Consider the following 14332-nt stretch of genomic DNA (forward strand, 5'->3'; position numbering starts at 1 on the left):
AGAAAACCACTTTGAAGCCTGGTCTTCAAAGTGGTTTTTTTAAGGTGTGAAAATTAGGGAATACCTATACTAATTATATTTAGGGGGGGGTGGGTTAGATGAGTAAAAAGTCGATTGGTACATGTGAATTATGTTCGCGGCAGAATGTGGAAACCACGATTCATCACCTGACACCCAAAGAGGTTGGGGGAACTTTCCTTCCCACGGCACAGCTTTGTATACCGTGTCATAAGCAAGTTCATTCCCTCTATACAAATGATGAATTGGGCATAAGGTTGAACACCATCGAAGACTTGCGACGGGAAGAAAAGATTCATAAGTTCATTAAGTGGATACGAAAGCAGCCCTCCTCAAAATTGGTGAAAACAAAGAAAAGCAATGAGCGGCGGAAAAAGGGATAAGGGTATAAAAGACAAAAAGCCACAATGCGGGCTTTTTGTTATTCTAATTATTTCCGGTAATGGGTTGATCGACGACATTACAATCAAATGTGGTACTTACACTGAATACATTATAGCTTAACTGAAATGGACCAGTATTGAAGCCGCCGGCACCTCCGAATGTCTTAGAAGCAGACTTAGGTGAAATAATCGCCGTATCCCCAAACTGGACATTTCCTCCACCAACGTTAAGAATAGCGACAGGACCTACTAAAGCGGGCATAATCAACATCCTCTTTTTATTTGTCTATAATGTTAGCCTATGTGAACTTCTGGGGAAGGTTCTTCATCTAGTTTGGACTTTCAATCGTCTCAAACGTGAGTGGTTCGGTATCTTTTTCTTTTTCCAGCTGACGGATATTTTTTACCCTGGCTTCCATATATACGTTGGATGTATTTCCGACGTGGATGATGGATGAGAACGACGTTGCCCGTATATACATGTTATTTACTTTGATGGGACAAAGATTTAGCCTGTTTACCCTGATATCCGGGTTAATGCGAGGGAGGTCGATTGGCCCGGTAAATACGGATGAATCAAAACTTCCTTCACTGGTTAAGAAAAACTCTCTTTCACGCTGCACCGCAAATGCCTTCGACACGGCATAAATGTTTTGAGAATCCCCTAATTGATAAAGCGAGCTAAAGGCTAGTGTGATTCCTTCCAAATGATTAACAATCGAGTAACGCTTAAGCATTACTTAGGTGTAAGAGGAACGAATGGACCGATGATCAGTGATTCAGGTGGCGTATCGAATGCTGAGGCGAGCTGAATGACATCAGCATCACCTACGAGAACGAGAGAGGAACTCGTAACCCCGGCAATTTCAATATTCCCAACCGATAGTTCACGATTGATTACTTGGAGGTTCATTGTTCTTCATTCCTTCCATATTATTTGGGATTTGTGACATGAAGGAGAAGAGGGCCGTTTCGATATCCTTTTTGATTTTGCTGATGATTTTCCGTTCCCATTCTCCTTCTTGTTGTTTTGATTCAATATAGGGGATGTTCTGTAAATAGAAATCGATTCTTTGTGGCATCTGGTTCAATAAATCCTGCTGAATCATCTCGTAATAAGATGGATCCAGAGACCGCTGAAATTGCATTTCATTATCCTGAATAAGACTTGGTAATTCTGAATCGATATACGCTTTAATTTCAGCAGTAATTCTTTCTTTATAGGGCTTGATGTCCTTGATTGATTTGACATCCACATTTTGCTCGACGGCGAGATCCTCTATGGTTTCTTTTAGGTTATTTGGATTTAATCCAATATTCAAGGTGCCATCAAGAGATTCCACTTTGAGCTGATCAAATTTGTATTCGATTCTTTCAACATTGATTTTCGGTGCATCCTTTAGAGTTATTACCTCTTGTGACAGCTCATTCACTTTTTTTTCCAACGCGACAATTTTCGTGTTCAACATCTCGATATACTGATAAAGTTGTTGTGGGGTCATATAGTAATTGTTCATACTGCCACCTCTTTCTTTTGTCGCGATTTAGGTTACCTTGGCGTTTGCAGGGGGACGAGGGGGGTTATAGAGGGAGGCGGTTTTCCATTGCCGTTTTTCTCCGCTTCCGGAGCAGGCTCCGTGAAGCCCCCTGTATTATAAAGGAAGTCATTTGTTGTGATTTGACCGCATGTTCCGATTTGAAAGATGGAAGAATTGGACATCCCCCCGATTTTAATGAATTGAATCTGTATGGATTGTTGAACATAATAATTCGTCATTCGGCATCACACTCATAGGTTAAAGTTTATTCCTTGGTCCATTCCATCATCGTCCACGGTATAGGTCAAGGAGCTTTCATTGTAAACAGAAATCCCCTTTCCTGTTATGAACGAACCTGCCCCTGCGAAAGTCTTGGCTGTGGAAATCGGACTAATGTTAAATACATCTCCAATATGGAAGACGGCACTTGAACCGATGCTTACGACTTGAGCAATTCCTACGATTGCGGGCATATCGACTCACACCTTTAAGACAAAGTTAATTATTGTTATTCTATGTGAGAAGAACGAATAGGTGATAATCGCCTAATTTCACATTTAGAGTTAAAATGGAACTAAGATTATTTTTTCGGAGGAACAATTAATGGACTCTTTATCGCCAACTGAACATTCAGAACGTATTGTAAGTCTTGATGTGATCAGAGGATTTTCATTGCTTGGGATCTTTATCATCAATATGATTTCCTTTCATTCACCATTTCTTTATCTTGACCCCTATTCCTGGTGGAAAACACCTGAAGATGTCGCCTTGTATCCATGGATAGATGTATTGGTCCAAGCAAGCTTCTATCCTCTATTCGCCATGATGTTTGGTTATGGTTTAGGGATTCAGCAGCAAAGGGCAACTGCCAAAGGAACGTCTTTCTATCTATTTGGAATCAGAAGGCTTCTTATCTTATTAGTGATCGGCTGTATCCATGCTTTCCTGATTTGGTCTGGGGATATCTTAATCAACTATGCCGTATTCGGGCTGCTGCTGCTCGTTTTTATGAGGCTGTCTGGAAAGGGATTATTATGGTTAGGAGGATTATTATTTCTGGTGCCTCAATTATTTTTCAGTATTCTGCTCGTTTTAATGACATTTGCAGATCCGACTGGCGTAACGCAGTTCACTGATATCCAGTCATTGCAGGATTCTGTTGCCGCTTATGCATCAGGAAGCTTCGGCAGTATAATGGAACAGCGTTTTCAGGACTGGTATGCTGTGAATTCACCTGGTAATCTCATATTTTTATTACTTTCTATATTGCCAATGATGATGATTGGTGCAGGGGCTAGTAAACTGCAACTACTGGAAAAGGTAAGAGCTTATAAGAAGACATGGATTATAATAGGAATCTGTACTTTGGCGATGGGGATTTTCATTAAAACAATGCCATTATTCATCCAGTCCAATTTTGCATATGCATACATTCAAGACTTTTTGGGAGGTCCGTTCTTATCAGTATCTTATGCAATAATCCTCTCATTATTATTGTTGAATGAAAAAATCATGAAGTGGAGCAAGCCTTTAGCCTCAGTAGGGAAAATGTCCTTGACGAACTACCTTATGCAATCGATCCTCGGCACCCTGATATTCTATTCGTATGGATTTGGACTATACGGAGAAGTGACGTTAACGACGGGGACTATGCTGGCAGTTGGGATTTATGTCATTCAAGTCATCCTATCAGAGATTTGGTTATCCAAGTTTAAATACGGTCCTGTTGAGAAGCTGTGGCGTGTATTTAGCTATGGAAGAAGCACTGTGGTGAAAAAAGGAGAGTTATAGTTTATCAATTAAATGAAGGGGATGAGTAAGGAATGAAATTTGTTAGCTTTCAGGTTGGGGATAGACAGACGTATGGTGTGGAACGAAATGCCGGAATTATAGAGTTAGCAGGTTTGCACGGCTTGCCTCAGGATTTACTTGGCGGGATAGAAGAGGGGGAGGGTTTTCTTCAAAAGGTAAAAAGAGTTCTTCAGGAAGATTCGGCAGAACCCCGCTATTATTCGCATGCTGAGATAAAGTGGCTTTCACCGCTTCCGAAAGTGCAGAGGAATATTATGTGTGTAGGGAAAAATTATCGTGATCATGCCATCGAAATGGGCAGCGAACAGGATATCCCGAAAGACATCATGATCTTCACTAAAGCCACCAATACCGTAATCGGTCATGGTGAAACGGTGCTGCATCATGGTGAAGTGACGGAGCAGCTTGATTATGAAGGAGAGCTTGCTGTCGTGATTGGCAAGAGAGGGAAAGGGATTTCCCCGGTAGACGCCTTGGGTTACGTATTTGGATATACGATACTCAATGATATAACCGCCAGGGATCTGCAGAAAAAGCATGGCCAATTTTTTATCGGTAAGAGCCTTGATACAACATGTCCGATCGGTCCTTATCTTGTCACGAAGGATGAAATCGCCGACCCGCAGAATCTGGAAATCAAGACGAGGGTAAATGATGAAATCCGTCAGTCTTCAAACACAAGTGAAATGATATTCAACATCCCCACCATCATTTCTACATTATCAAAGGGGATGACCCTTGAGCCTGGTGATATCATTGCTACCGGGACCCCTGCTGGAGTTGGAAAAGGCTTCAAGCCTCCGCTTTTCCTGAAGAAAGGTGACAGAGTGGAAATCGAAATTGAATCTCTCGGAATTTTGACAAATCAGTTACAGGCCTAGTTAAAATTTCTGTTGGAGTTAAGACTATGGTAATATTATGAACGTAAACTATCTACATGTAGGAGGTTCATTATGTTTGATAATACACATGCCCATATTACAACTTGGGTGATTGCGATTATTCTTTTCTTTGTAGCGGTTGGCTTACATAATGCAGGGAAGAAAAAAGGCATGAAAGTTGTACATATGATTTTACGGTTATTCTACCTGCTCATTATTTTAACGGGTGCCCTATTATTCTGGAAGCATCAGGGAATTAATCCTGCCCTATATGGCATTAAAGGATTGGTTGGTATTTGGGTCATCGGGATGTTCGAGATGGTCTTGGTTCGCATGAATAAAGGCAAGAGTACGAAGATGTTCTGGATTCAATTGATCATCGCTTTAATCATTGTTCTTTATTTGGGATTACGATTGCCTTTGGGCTTGAATTTCCTTGGATAAAGAAGGAATAGAAAAAAAGCAAATGTCTGTCGGATACCGGCAGGCATTTGCTTTTTTCTATTTGGGTTTATGAATGGATTAAATATTAAAACTCTCAATCACAATTCGTCTCCCCGTACTTAATGTGAATTCAAAGCGGTCCCGCTTCTTTTTGTAATAGGTGAAGTGATGCTGGACAGCACATACTTCTACACCGTTATCGAAGGTGATGAAGTTAACCCCTTCTTTAATCTTTTGATTTCCAAGGAAAACCAGGTGGTTATGGCAAAAGATACTATCATAAATAGAATAACCCAGATTGTTTAAGGCTGTTGTAAACTGATGAAAAGCATCATCAGAAATCTCTTCCAATAAATTCTCCAACGAATACAATATATTCTTCTTTATTTGAATTCGATCGCCATTCTCGATTCTTAATCGCTCATACGGTGTCACGATAATTCCGTCTTCCAACAGAACACCTGTAAGCCAGTCCCCATCTCTATATACTTTTAATTCATGATTGAGGTAAAATTCGAGCTCGGACTCTTCCTCGGCATCGATTTCGAAAAAGTACCACGTATCCTCTTCGAAAAGAGCAGTGCCCTCGGAGAAGGACCTTTTTTGGGATTTTAAAATGTTTGATCGAAATATGTTGCTCAAGTGAATATCCCTCCTTAACTACATTTCTTGTCATAATTATCATATTTCATTCATGTAAAGATTGATTGAGACAATTAACCATTTAAAGCTCAGAGCATAGAATAATTTATGTGTCCGTGAGCCCAGTTTGTTTGATTAGAAAGTGAGGATGATCACAATGTGCGGAATTACAGGTTGGATCCATTATAAACGAGATTTGTCGGATCAAAAAGAAGTAGTAGAAAAAATGGCTGAAACCCTTTCTAAAAGAGGACCTGATGAAACGAATGTATGGATTGATGAACATGTTGCGTTTGGTCATAAACGATTAATTGTAGTAGATCCTGCAGGTGGCAGGCAGCCCATGAGCATTCAGCATAACGACCACCTTTTCACCATCTGCTACAATGGTGAACTTTACAACACAGAAGATTTAAGAAAGATACTTATTTCTAAGGGTTATACCTTCAAAGGCCATTCTGATACGGAGGTCCTGTTAACGTCTTATATTGAGTGGCGAGAGGAATGTGTCCATCATTTAAATGGAATTTTCGCATTTGCGGTTTGGGACAGTGAACAGGAGCACGTGTTTATAGGCAGGGACCGAATGGGCGTTAAGCCTTTATTTTATTTTGAAAAGGAAGAAGGAATCCTTTTCGGTTCGGAAATTAAAGCGTTACTGGCTCATCCGGATGTTTTGCCTCAGGTGGATCATCAAGGATTAGCGGAGGTATTGGGACTCGGACCATCCCGTACGCCTGGAAATGGTGTATTCAAAGGGGTGAAGGAACTCCGTCCGGCTCATGCGTTACTATTCTCTAAAAAGGGCTTGAAAATATGGAGATACTGGAATGTGAAGAGTGAAAAGCATACAGATTCTTTTATTGAAACAGTTGCGAAAGTTCGCTTCCTGGTAACCGATGCCATCCAAAGACAGCTTGTTTCCGATGTACCCCTCTGTACTTTCTTATCCGGCGGACTTGATTCCAGTGCAATTACAGCGGTAGCAGCGAATTGCTATAAAGAAGAGGGAAAAGGCAGTCTTCATACGTACTCCATCGACTATGAAGAAAATGATCAATACTTTAAAGCGAACGATTTCCAGCCGAATTCCGATGCGCCGTGGATTGATAAGATGACTTCTGAATTTAAAACAGTGCATCATCGCAGTATCATTAGTCAACAACAATTGAAGGACTATCTGACTGAGGCGGTTCATGTAAGAGATTTACCGGGAATGGCTGATGTTGATTCATCCCTATTATGGTTCTGCCGGGAAATTAAACAGGACTTCACGGTTGGATTATCAGGAGAATGTGCGGATGAAATATTCGGGGGATACCCTTGGTTTCACCGTCCAGAAGATTTCGACCGCAGAGGATTTCCATGGATGCGCTCCACGGCTGAGCGTCAAGGCCTTCTGAAGGAAGAATGGAGTAAGAAATTAAATCTGGAAGAGTATGTGCTGGAGCAATATGATCGGACAGTGGCAGAAACCCCATTATTAGAAGGGGAAAGTGAAGTTGAAACGAAAAGAAGGCAACTATTCTATCTGAATTTACTATGGTTCATGACGACATTGTTAGATCGCAAGGATCGCATGAGTATGGGTGCAAGCTTGGAGGTCCGTGTGCCATTTGCTGATCACAGACTCGTAGAATATGTCTGGAACATTCCATGGGAGATGAAAATGTACGAAGGAAGAGAAAAGGGGATCCTGCGAAAGGCACTTGAGGGAGTGCTCCCACACGAAGTCCTTTATCGGAAGAAGAGTCCCTACCCGAAAACACATCACCCTGTGTACACGAAACTGGTAAGTGACTGGTTGAATGAAATACTCGAAGACAAATCAAGTGTTCTCTATGAATTGTTCGATGAAGAAAAACTGAAAGAAATCGTTGCAACAGGTGGATCTGCCTTCGAGGTACCATGGTATGGCCAACTTATGACCGGTCCCCAACTACTTGCCCACTTGGCACAGATACATGTTTGGTTTAAGGATTATAATGTTCAAATTGTAGAATAATAGCTATTTGAAAAGGTGAGCTTCTTTTATAAAGGGGCTTACCTTTTTTGTGTGAGTTAGAACGATAAGAGAATTTGGATAGGGGGTTCCTATGCGGTATCTTTTGGAAAAATAAGTGAAACGGCTGGATTTTTATTGATTTCGGCTGGAATACATTTGGTAATGGCCGGATTTTTGGTCGTAACGGCCGCATTTTTCATGAAAGTGGCTGGATTTTCCATTAAAACGGCCGGAATTTCTCGAGAAACTCCAGGTTAAAAAACCAATAAGAATTAAGAGACAGGTACAAACATAGATTTTAAGTAATAATGATTTAAAAAGGAGGCATAGTAAAAGGAGGGTACCTTTTATATGTCTCCTTGTTGTATTTCCAATCAATTCATCGTAGTGATCTATCCATGGTAAAACAGCGAAGGTAAACGGATCTCAATACTCAAGATTTGCGAAAATTTTATAAGAGACAAGCCCAGTCATTTTTTGTGAATCAAATTTTTCTGGAAAATGAGTGCTTAAACTTTGTTTCTAGTAAAAAAGAATTGTATACTATATTTGTATAAGTATTGTATAATAAATGTACAAATAAAAAATATCGGAGGCAGTAACGATGGCCAAAAAAATGATCGTCATAGGTGCTGGTCCAGGAGGTCTAGCGGCAGCGATGCTTTTAGCCGGCAAGGGGTACGACGTAGAAGTATATGAAAAGCAAACATTCATTGGGGGACGAAACGGGTCTGTCACCATGGATGGGTATACGTTCGATATTGGTCCAACGTTCTTGAGCATGCCGGAAATTGCTGAAGAATTATTCGAGGCAGCAGGGAGAAATCTTCACGACTATGTGGATTTACAAGAGCTCTCAATGATGTATGAACTGATTTTTAAAGATAAAAGAGTGCAAATGTTTAAAGACCCGGAGAGACTATCCCGGGAAATTGAACGTCATTATCCGGGGAATGCAGAAGGGTATACGCGTTTTATGAATGATACTCGTAAGAAAATGGAGCGTTTAAAGCCGATTCTCCAAAGTCCCATGGATCGATATTATCAATATATCAGCTGGAAGGTTTTGAGGGCACTTCCCCAATTGTCATTAGGGAAATCACTTTATAGTGTGTTAAGCGATTATTTCACTGATCATGAATTGCGGTTAGCCTTTACCTTTCAATCGAAATATTTAGGGATGTCACCGTGGGAGTGTCCGGGAGCATTCTCGATTTTGTCCTTCATGGAGCATGAATATGGCATTTTTCACCCGATCGGCGGGGTAAATCAGCTGTCGAAAGCCATGGCCAAAGTAGTAACGGAGCATGGAGGTTCCATCCATTTGGGCCGGGGGGTCAAGAAATTGTGGATTGAAGATCGTAATGTGGTGAAGGGAATCATTACAGAGGATGGAGTGAAGGTTTCCGCAGATGAAGTCATCATCAATGGAGATTTTGCTCATGTGATGAGTAACCTTGTAGAAGACGGAGTTCTCAAGAAGTACAGTAAAGAAAAACTGAAGAAGAAGAAGTATTCCTGCTCCACCTTCATGATTTATCTTGGAATCGATAAACAGTATGATCTTCCTCATCACAGCATCCTTTTCGCAGAGGACTATAAGAGAAATGTGGAGGAAATAACGGAGACGTTTACACTTCCTGAAGATCCCTCCATTTATATTCAAAATGCTTCTGTGACAGATAAGACGCTTGCTCCTCCAGGACATTCCACTTTATATATCCTTGCTCCCGTTCCCAATAATGTAAGCGGAATTGATTGGACAGAGAATGAACGAACGTTCCGGGATCTTGTTCTGGATGCAGTTGAAAGCAAAACAGGTTTAAAGAACATTCGGGAACATATCCAAGTTGAAAAAATCATCTCGCCTCATCACTGGGAAACGGACTTCAATATATACGAAGGTGCGACCTTCAATCTCGGTCACCAATTAACTCAGATGATGGCACTCAGACCTCACAACAAATTTGAAGAGCTTGAAAACTGCTGGCTGGTCGGCGGAGGAACTCATCCTGGAAGCGGGTTGCCTACGATATTAGAATCAGCCCGTATTACAACGAATATGCTGATGAACGAAGATCCCTCCTTCTCATTTACCAAAGATCAAACAATGGGGGAAGCATTATGAAAACGGCGATTGTTGGATCAGGCATCGGCGGATTGATATCGGGACTGTTACTGTCGAAAGAGGGCCATGAGGTTACGGTGTATGAAAAAGAGTCAATCATCGGTGGGCGTCTTGCCTTTGTTCAAGAAGGTGATTACAAAATTGATAAAGGACCGACCATCGTGCTTCTGCCCGAAATGCTGCTTTCCATTCTTTCAGAAGCAGGTATAAATACAGACGCAATTGAATTCGTCCGATGTGATCCTTTGTATAACGTTCATTTTGCAGACGGTCAAACATATACAAAATATGCTGATGTAGATAAGCAATATGAAGAAATAAAACAGCAGTTTCCTGGAGATGAAGACGGATTCCTGCGATTTATGAATGACATGGATGAACGGTTTACAATCGGTAAGCCTCAATTTCTTGAATCCTCTTTTTTAAAGACAAAAGACTATCTGAATCGGGAAACGATTGGCTCACTGCTTAAGTTAAAAGCATACAGGAACGTGATGGGGAATTTAAAGCATTATTTTGATCATGAAAAACTCCAAACCGCATACGGGCTTCAAACCTTATACATCGGCGGGAACCCCTATACGACTCCTGCAATTTATAGTTTGGTATCCTTTAGTGAGCATAAACATGGTATCTATTATATAAATGGTGGTTATGCATCTCTATTGGAGCATGTACTAGAGGCTTGTGAACGGAATGGTGTCTCCATCAAGACCTCCTCATCTGTCACAGAAATCGAGACTACAGGTGATAAAGCGACTCACATCGTGCTTGGAAACCGTAGAGAAGAAATAGATGCAGTGATCATCAATGGAGATTTTCCTACGGCATCAAAATTATTAAAGAAAAAGGCCCCTAAACCTTACAAGCCCTCATCCGGTTGCGTCTTGTTGTATATGGGAATAGAGGGGGGTTTTAAAGAAATGGAAATGCATCAATTTTATTTAAATGAACATTTCTCTAATAATATGGAGGATATTTTCAAGAATAAGAGAATTCCTAAAGAACCTTCATTTTACGTATTTAATCCGTCTAAGGTTGATTCATCCCTTGCGCCTAAAGGGAACAGTGTCCTATACGTCCTAATCCCTGTTCCGGTTTCCGAGAAATTGGACTGGAAGAAGGCTTCAGAATTTCTTTCCAATTCTGTATTGGATACAATGGAAAAAAGGGGCTTTAAAGAGTTAAGAAAACGAATTAAGTGGATGAAAGTAAGGACACCTGAAGAGGCAAAACAAGAGGGGTTATATTCTGGAGGAAGCTTCGGTATTGCACCCAGTTTAAAGCAATCAGGTCCGTTCAGACCTCAGGTACAACCGTTTGCAGAAAAGAATATCTTTGCTGTAGGAGCGTCCATCCATCCGGGTGGTGGTGTACCGATTGTCATGCAGGGGGCAAAGCTTGTTGCTGAATCCTTTAAAGAACTTTATAAATCCGAGTCGGAAAGGAAGGATGTGACCTTACATGAACAAGATCTTGGAAGCATACGATCATTGTGAGAATATCATTAAACTTCACTCAAAGACCTTTTACAGAGCATTTTCCCTTTTACCGAAAGACCAAAAGAAAGCCGTATGGGCTGTCTATGCATTTTGTCGAAAAGTAGATGATATCGTAGACGAGGGGATCTGGCCATCCGATGAATTGCTCCGGTTCGAAAAAGAATTCGAATTATTTCTTAGGGGTTATTATAACGAAGAAGAGCCTATGTGGGTAGCATTGAACGATGTATTTAAACATTTCAACATGGACATCGGAGCCTTTCGGGATATGATGAAAGGACAGCGGATGGATTTGAACGGGAGAATTTACGTGACGATGGATGATGTACTGGACTATTCTTATCACGTTGCAAGCACTGTAGGGTTAATGCTCCTTCCTATTCTTGCTCCCGGGAAAGAACATCAATTAAGAGAAGATGGGATTTACTTAGGGTATGCCATGCAGCTTACCAATATTTTAAGAGATATTGGTGAGGATTTGGAAAGAGGAAGATTATATATCCCGCAGGATTTATTTGTTAAATATGAATATACTGTAACAGAATTAATGGATTATCAAAATAATGATGCTTTCCGGTCCGTATGGGAAGAAATGGCCAGGGTTGCAGAAGACTATTATGATAGAGCATTCCGTACAATGAATCTTTATCCTGTGTATTCAAGAACACCAGTGAAGGGTGCCGCATTATTGTATAGGGCCATCCTGAATGAAGTAAGAAAGAATCACTATAATGTTTTTTCCAAGAAGCATTTCGTGTCGAAGGATGTAAAAGAAAAAATCATTTCAACGATTTCGTAAATAATCCCGTATGGAAGCTTAGGTTGTAAACTTCCATACGGGATTATTTTTGGTATAGACAAAAAAAGAGAGCCGCTTTCTGCAGCTCCCGATTTGATTAGATTGTGTTTCGTTGATTCATGGTTTCACTCACTTTACCTGTTCCGATGGAATTTAATCTTTCGACAAGATCAGATCCAAAAGGAGAAGAGGAAGAAATGTTTGATTCTAATACAGTATCTTTTAATTCATAGGCGTTCGATCCATGCTCTGTAAAATCCAGTCCTGAAAGTTCTTCTTCACGTGAAACGCGGATACTTGATACTCTCGTGACGATGAACAGGAAACCTCCGACCGTTACGGACGTCCAGGCAATAACTGCCAACACGCCTAGGACTTGTGTGGCTACTAAAGAGACGCCACCGCCATATAATAAACCGTTTGAAACATCAAACAATCCAACTGCTACCGTACCCCAGATCCCACAAATTCCATGGACTGCAATGGCTCCAACAGGATCATCGACTTTAAGTTTCGTATCGATGAACGTTACGGCTTCAACCAGGATCACTCCTGCAATAAGCCCTATAAAGAGAGAGCCGACGAGTGATACATTGGCACAGCCGGCAGTGATTCCGACAAGTCCTCCCAGTGCTCCGTTTAATGTCAGGGAAGGATCGATTCGTTTAAATCTTACTAGTGTATAGAAAGCGGATGAAAGAATGGCAGCAGATGCTGAGAATAAAGTTGTTGTAATGACGTGAGGTACAAGCGTCGGATCAGCGGCTAGGCTGCTGCCTCCATTAAATCCAAACCAGCCGAACCAAAGGATGAATACCCCAAGGGCACCGATCGGGATATTATGACCAGGAATAACATTCACTTTCCCTTTATTGTATTTGCCGATACGTGCTCCAAGGAAAAGCACCGTAATAAAGGCTCCGACAGCACCTGTTAAATGAACGACAGTAGATCCGGCAAAATCAACGAATCCAAGCTCTGAAAGCCATCCGCCACCCCAAATCCAATGTCCGACAATCGGATAAATGATTCCGGTCATGGCAATGGTCAATAGAATATAACTCTTAAGCTTCATTCGTTCAGCTACAGCCCCTGAAATGATCGTTGCACATGTAGCGGCAAATACGGATTGGAATAGGAAGAAACCGATATCTTCACGTCCTGAAAGGAAAAAGCTGTCAGCACCAATGATTCCACCGGATGTTCCCCCAAACATAAACCCAAACCCTACAATGAAAAACAGAACAGAAGCAATGGCTACAGTTAAGAAGTTTTTCATCAGGATATTAAGGGAGTTCTTGGCTCGGGTAAATCCAGTCTCGACCATGGCGAATCCAGCGTGCATGAAGAACACAAGAACTGCAGCAATCATGACCCACAAGGAGTCAACGGATGCTTGAACAGATTCTGCGGTAGGGGCCGCAGCAAAAGCAGTAGTGCTCACAAACAGTGACAGAAACAACAGAGCAGAAATTTTTTTAATCAATGGTATCCCTCCAAATTTGGTTTGGTAAAGCGGCTTAGTGATTGAGTTAGGAATGAAATAATCTATAAAACAGCTTTTTTTCCTCGTTCACCTGTACGGATGCGAATGACATCCTCAACCGGATAGATGAAAATCTTTCCGTCTCCTACGGTGTCAGTACTGCAATGTTCAACGATGAGATCAATGATGTCTTCAACCTGACCATCGTCGACGATCATTTCCACCTTTACACGGGGGACTAACTGCAGTTCAAATTTATTACCTCTGAAAATCCCTTGCTTCCCTTTTTGTTTTCCACAGCCAGCTGCTTCCGATACGGTTAGTCCGCTGAAGCCACGAAGGCATAACGCTTCTCGCAGGGACAAGAATGCTTCTGCACGTATAATCGCTTCTACTTTTTTCATTGTTTTTTCCTCCTTTAGTTTTATGTTCATTCATTCTTGGATAAATCGATTCTCTGATGTTAGGTTTTATGACATGAATAAGTTATATTATTTATCATATTCAGAAAATAACAAAAGTTCAAGTGTTAATTTATAATGTAAGCGTTTTTATGTAAAAAAACTTAACATGAATTGATGGATGCGTTTTCATTTGGAGTGAAAAGGAGGGAGGGGGGACAAAACTAAAAAACCAAATAAATAAATAAAAAACCCGAACAAATCTGCCTAAAGCAGATTTGTTCGGGTTTTAC

17 protein-coding genes are annotated in these 14332 nt (G+C 41.0%); 8 read left to right on the forward strand and 9 right to left on the reverse strand.

Going from position 1 to position 14332, the window contains the following annotated elements:
* Window positions 1-98 precede the first annotated feature (98 nt).
* Window positions 99-401 carry an HNH endonuclease gene (locus tag Q1B03_RS07990; protein ID WP_299740128.1) on the forward strand — a complete coding sequence of 101 codons (303 nt, stop codon included), beginning with the start codon at window positions 99-101 and terminating at the stop codon, window positions 399-401.
* Between the two features lie 43 nt (window positions 402-444).
* Here the strand turns inward: Q1B03_RS07990 and Q1B03_RS07995 are convergent, their stop codons facing one another.
* The 6 genes from Q1B03_RS07995 to Q1B03_RS08020 form a co-directional block, all read right to left on the reverse strand.
* Entirely contained in the window at window positions 445-663 is a 219-nt protein-coding gene (locus Q1B03_RS07995) for a spore germination protein (RefSeq protein ID WP_044337736.1), read from the reverse strand.
* 67 nt (window positions 664-730) lie between these two features.
* A complete protein-coding gene (locus tag Q1B03_RS08000; RefSeq protein WP_299740133.1) occupies window positions 731-1138 on the reverse strand; it encodes a spore germination protein GerPE in 408 nt (135 codons plus the stop codon).
* Window positions 1138-1314, reverse strand: a complete 177-nt coding sequence (locus tag Q1B03_RS08005) for a hypothetical protein (protein WP_044337734.1) — start codon at window positions 1312-1314, stop codon at window positions 1138-1140. Before Q1B03_RS08005 ends, Q1B03_RS08000 begins: the two co-directional genes overlap by 1 nt.
* A complete protein-coding gene (gene gerPC / locus Q1B03_RS08010; RefSeq protein ID WP_299740136.1) occupies window positions 1289-1918 on the reverse strand; it encodes a spore germination protein GerPC in 630 nt (209 codons plus the stop codon). Before gerPC ends, Q1B03_RS08005 begins: the two co-directional genes overlap by 26 nt.
* Before the next feature lie 32 nt (window positions 1919-1950).
* Entirely contained in the window at window positions 1951-2178 is a 228-nt protein-coding gene (locus Q1B03_RS08015) for a spore germination protein GerPB (RefSeq protein WP_044337732.1), read from the reverse strand.
* A gap of 12 nt (window positions 2179-2190) precedes the next feature.
* The gene (locus Q1B03_RS08020) at window positions 2191-2412 is read right to left on the reverse strand and encodes a spore germination protein (protein ID WP_299740141.1); all 222 of its coding nucleotides are present in this window, start codon (window positions 2410-2412) and stop codon (window positions 2191-2193) included.
* Window positions 2413-2542: 130 nt separating this feature from the next.
* On the opposite strand from Q1B03_RS08020, the gene Q1B03_RS08025 reads away from it, so the two are divergent.
* The 3 genes from Q1B03_RS08025 to Q1B03_RS08035 all read left to right on the forward strand — a co-directional run bounded on the left by Q1B03_RS08025 (window position 2543) and on the right by Q1B03_RS08035 (window position 5076).
* A complete protein-coding gene (locus Q1B03_RS08025; RefSeq protein WP_299740143.1) occupies window positions 2543-3730 on the forward strand; it encodes a DUF418 domain-containing protein in 1188 nt (395 codons plus the stop codon).
* 32 nt (window positions 3731-3762) lie between these two features.
* Entirely contained in the window at window positions 3763-4632 is an 870-nt protein-coding gene (locus Q1B03_RS08030) for a fumarylacetoacetate hydrolase family protein (protein WP_299740145.1), read from the forward strand.
* A gap of 72 nt (window positions 4633-4704) precedes the next feature.
* Window positions 4705-5076, forward strand: coding sequence for a YisL family protein (locus tag Q1B03_RS08035; protein WP_044337728.1), 372 nt, complete (start codon window positions 4705-4707; stop codon window positions 5074-5076).
* Between the two features lie 78 nt (window positions 5077-5154).
* On the opposite strand, the gene Q1B03_RS08040 is transcribed toward Q1B03_RS08035, so the two are convergent.
* Window positions 5155-5718, reverse strand: a complete 564-nt coding sequence (locus Q1B03_RS08040) for a DUF2777 family protein (protein ID WP_299740149.1) — start codon at window positions 5716-5718, stop codon at window positions 5155-5157.
* Window positions 5719-5866: 148 nt separating this feature from the next.
* Here Q1B03_RS08040 and asnB point away from each other — a divergent pair, with 148 nt between their 5' ends.
* The 4 genes from asnB to Q1B03_RS08060 all read left to right on the forward strand — a co-directional run bounded on the left by asnB (window position 5867) and on the right by Q1B03_RS08060 (window position 12152).
* The gene (gene asnB / locus Q1B03_RS08045; protein WP_299740150.1) at window positions 5867-7723 is read left to right on the forward strand and encodes an asparagine synthase (glutamine-hydrolyzing); all 1857 of its coding nucleotides are present in this window, start codon (window positions 5867-5869) and stop codon (window positions 7721-7723) included.
* A gap of 604 nt (window positions 7724-8327) precedes the next feature.
* Window positions 8328-9851 (forward strand): NAD(P)/FAD-dependent oxidoreductase, encoded by a 1524-nt coding sequence (gene crtI, locus Q1B03_RS08050; RefSeq protein ID WP_299740152.1) that lies wholly within the window; start codon window positions 8328-8330, stop codon window positions 9849-9851.
* Window positions 9848-11350, forward strand: a complete 1503-nt coding sequence (gene crtI / locus Q1B03_RS08055) for an NAD(P)/FAD-dependent oxidoreductase (RefSeq protein WP_299740154.1) — start codon at window positions 9848-9850, stop codon at window positions 11348-11350. Before crtI (Q1B03_RS08050) ends, crtI (Q1B03_RS08055) begins: the two co-directional genes overlap by 4 nt.
* Window positions 11316-12152: a phytoene/squalene synthase family protein gene (locus Q1B03_RS08060; protein ID WP_299740156.1), complete on the forward strand. Its 837-nt coding sequence runs from the start codon at window positions 11316-11318 to the stop codon at window positions 12150-12152. Before crtI (Q1B03_RS08055) ends, Q1B03_RS08060 begins: the two co-directional genes overlap by 35 nt.
* A 97-nt stretch (window positions 12153-12249) precedes the next feature.
* Here the strand turns inward: Q1B03_RS08060 and Q1B03_RS08065 are convergent, their stop codons facing one another.
* Window positions 12250-13638 (reverse strand): ammonium transporter, encoded by a 1389-nt coding sequence (locus Q1B03_RS08065; protein ID WP_299740180.1) that lies wholly within the window; start codon window positions 13636-13638, stop codon window positions 12250-12252.
* Window positions 13639-13700: 62 nt separating this feature from the next.
* Window positions 13701-14042, reverse strand: a complete 342-nt coding sequence (locus tag Q1B03_RS08070) for a P-II family nitrogen regulator (protein WP_060670328.1) — start codon at window positions 14040-14042, stop codon at window positions 13701-13703.
* Window positions 14043-14332: the final 290 nt, after the last annotated feature.

Source organism: uncultured Rossellomorea sp. (assembly GCF_947488365.1).
In the GTDB taxonomy this organism is placed as follows: domain Bacteria; phylum Bacillota; class Bacilli; order Bacillales; family Bacillaceae_B; genus Rossellomorea.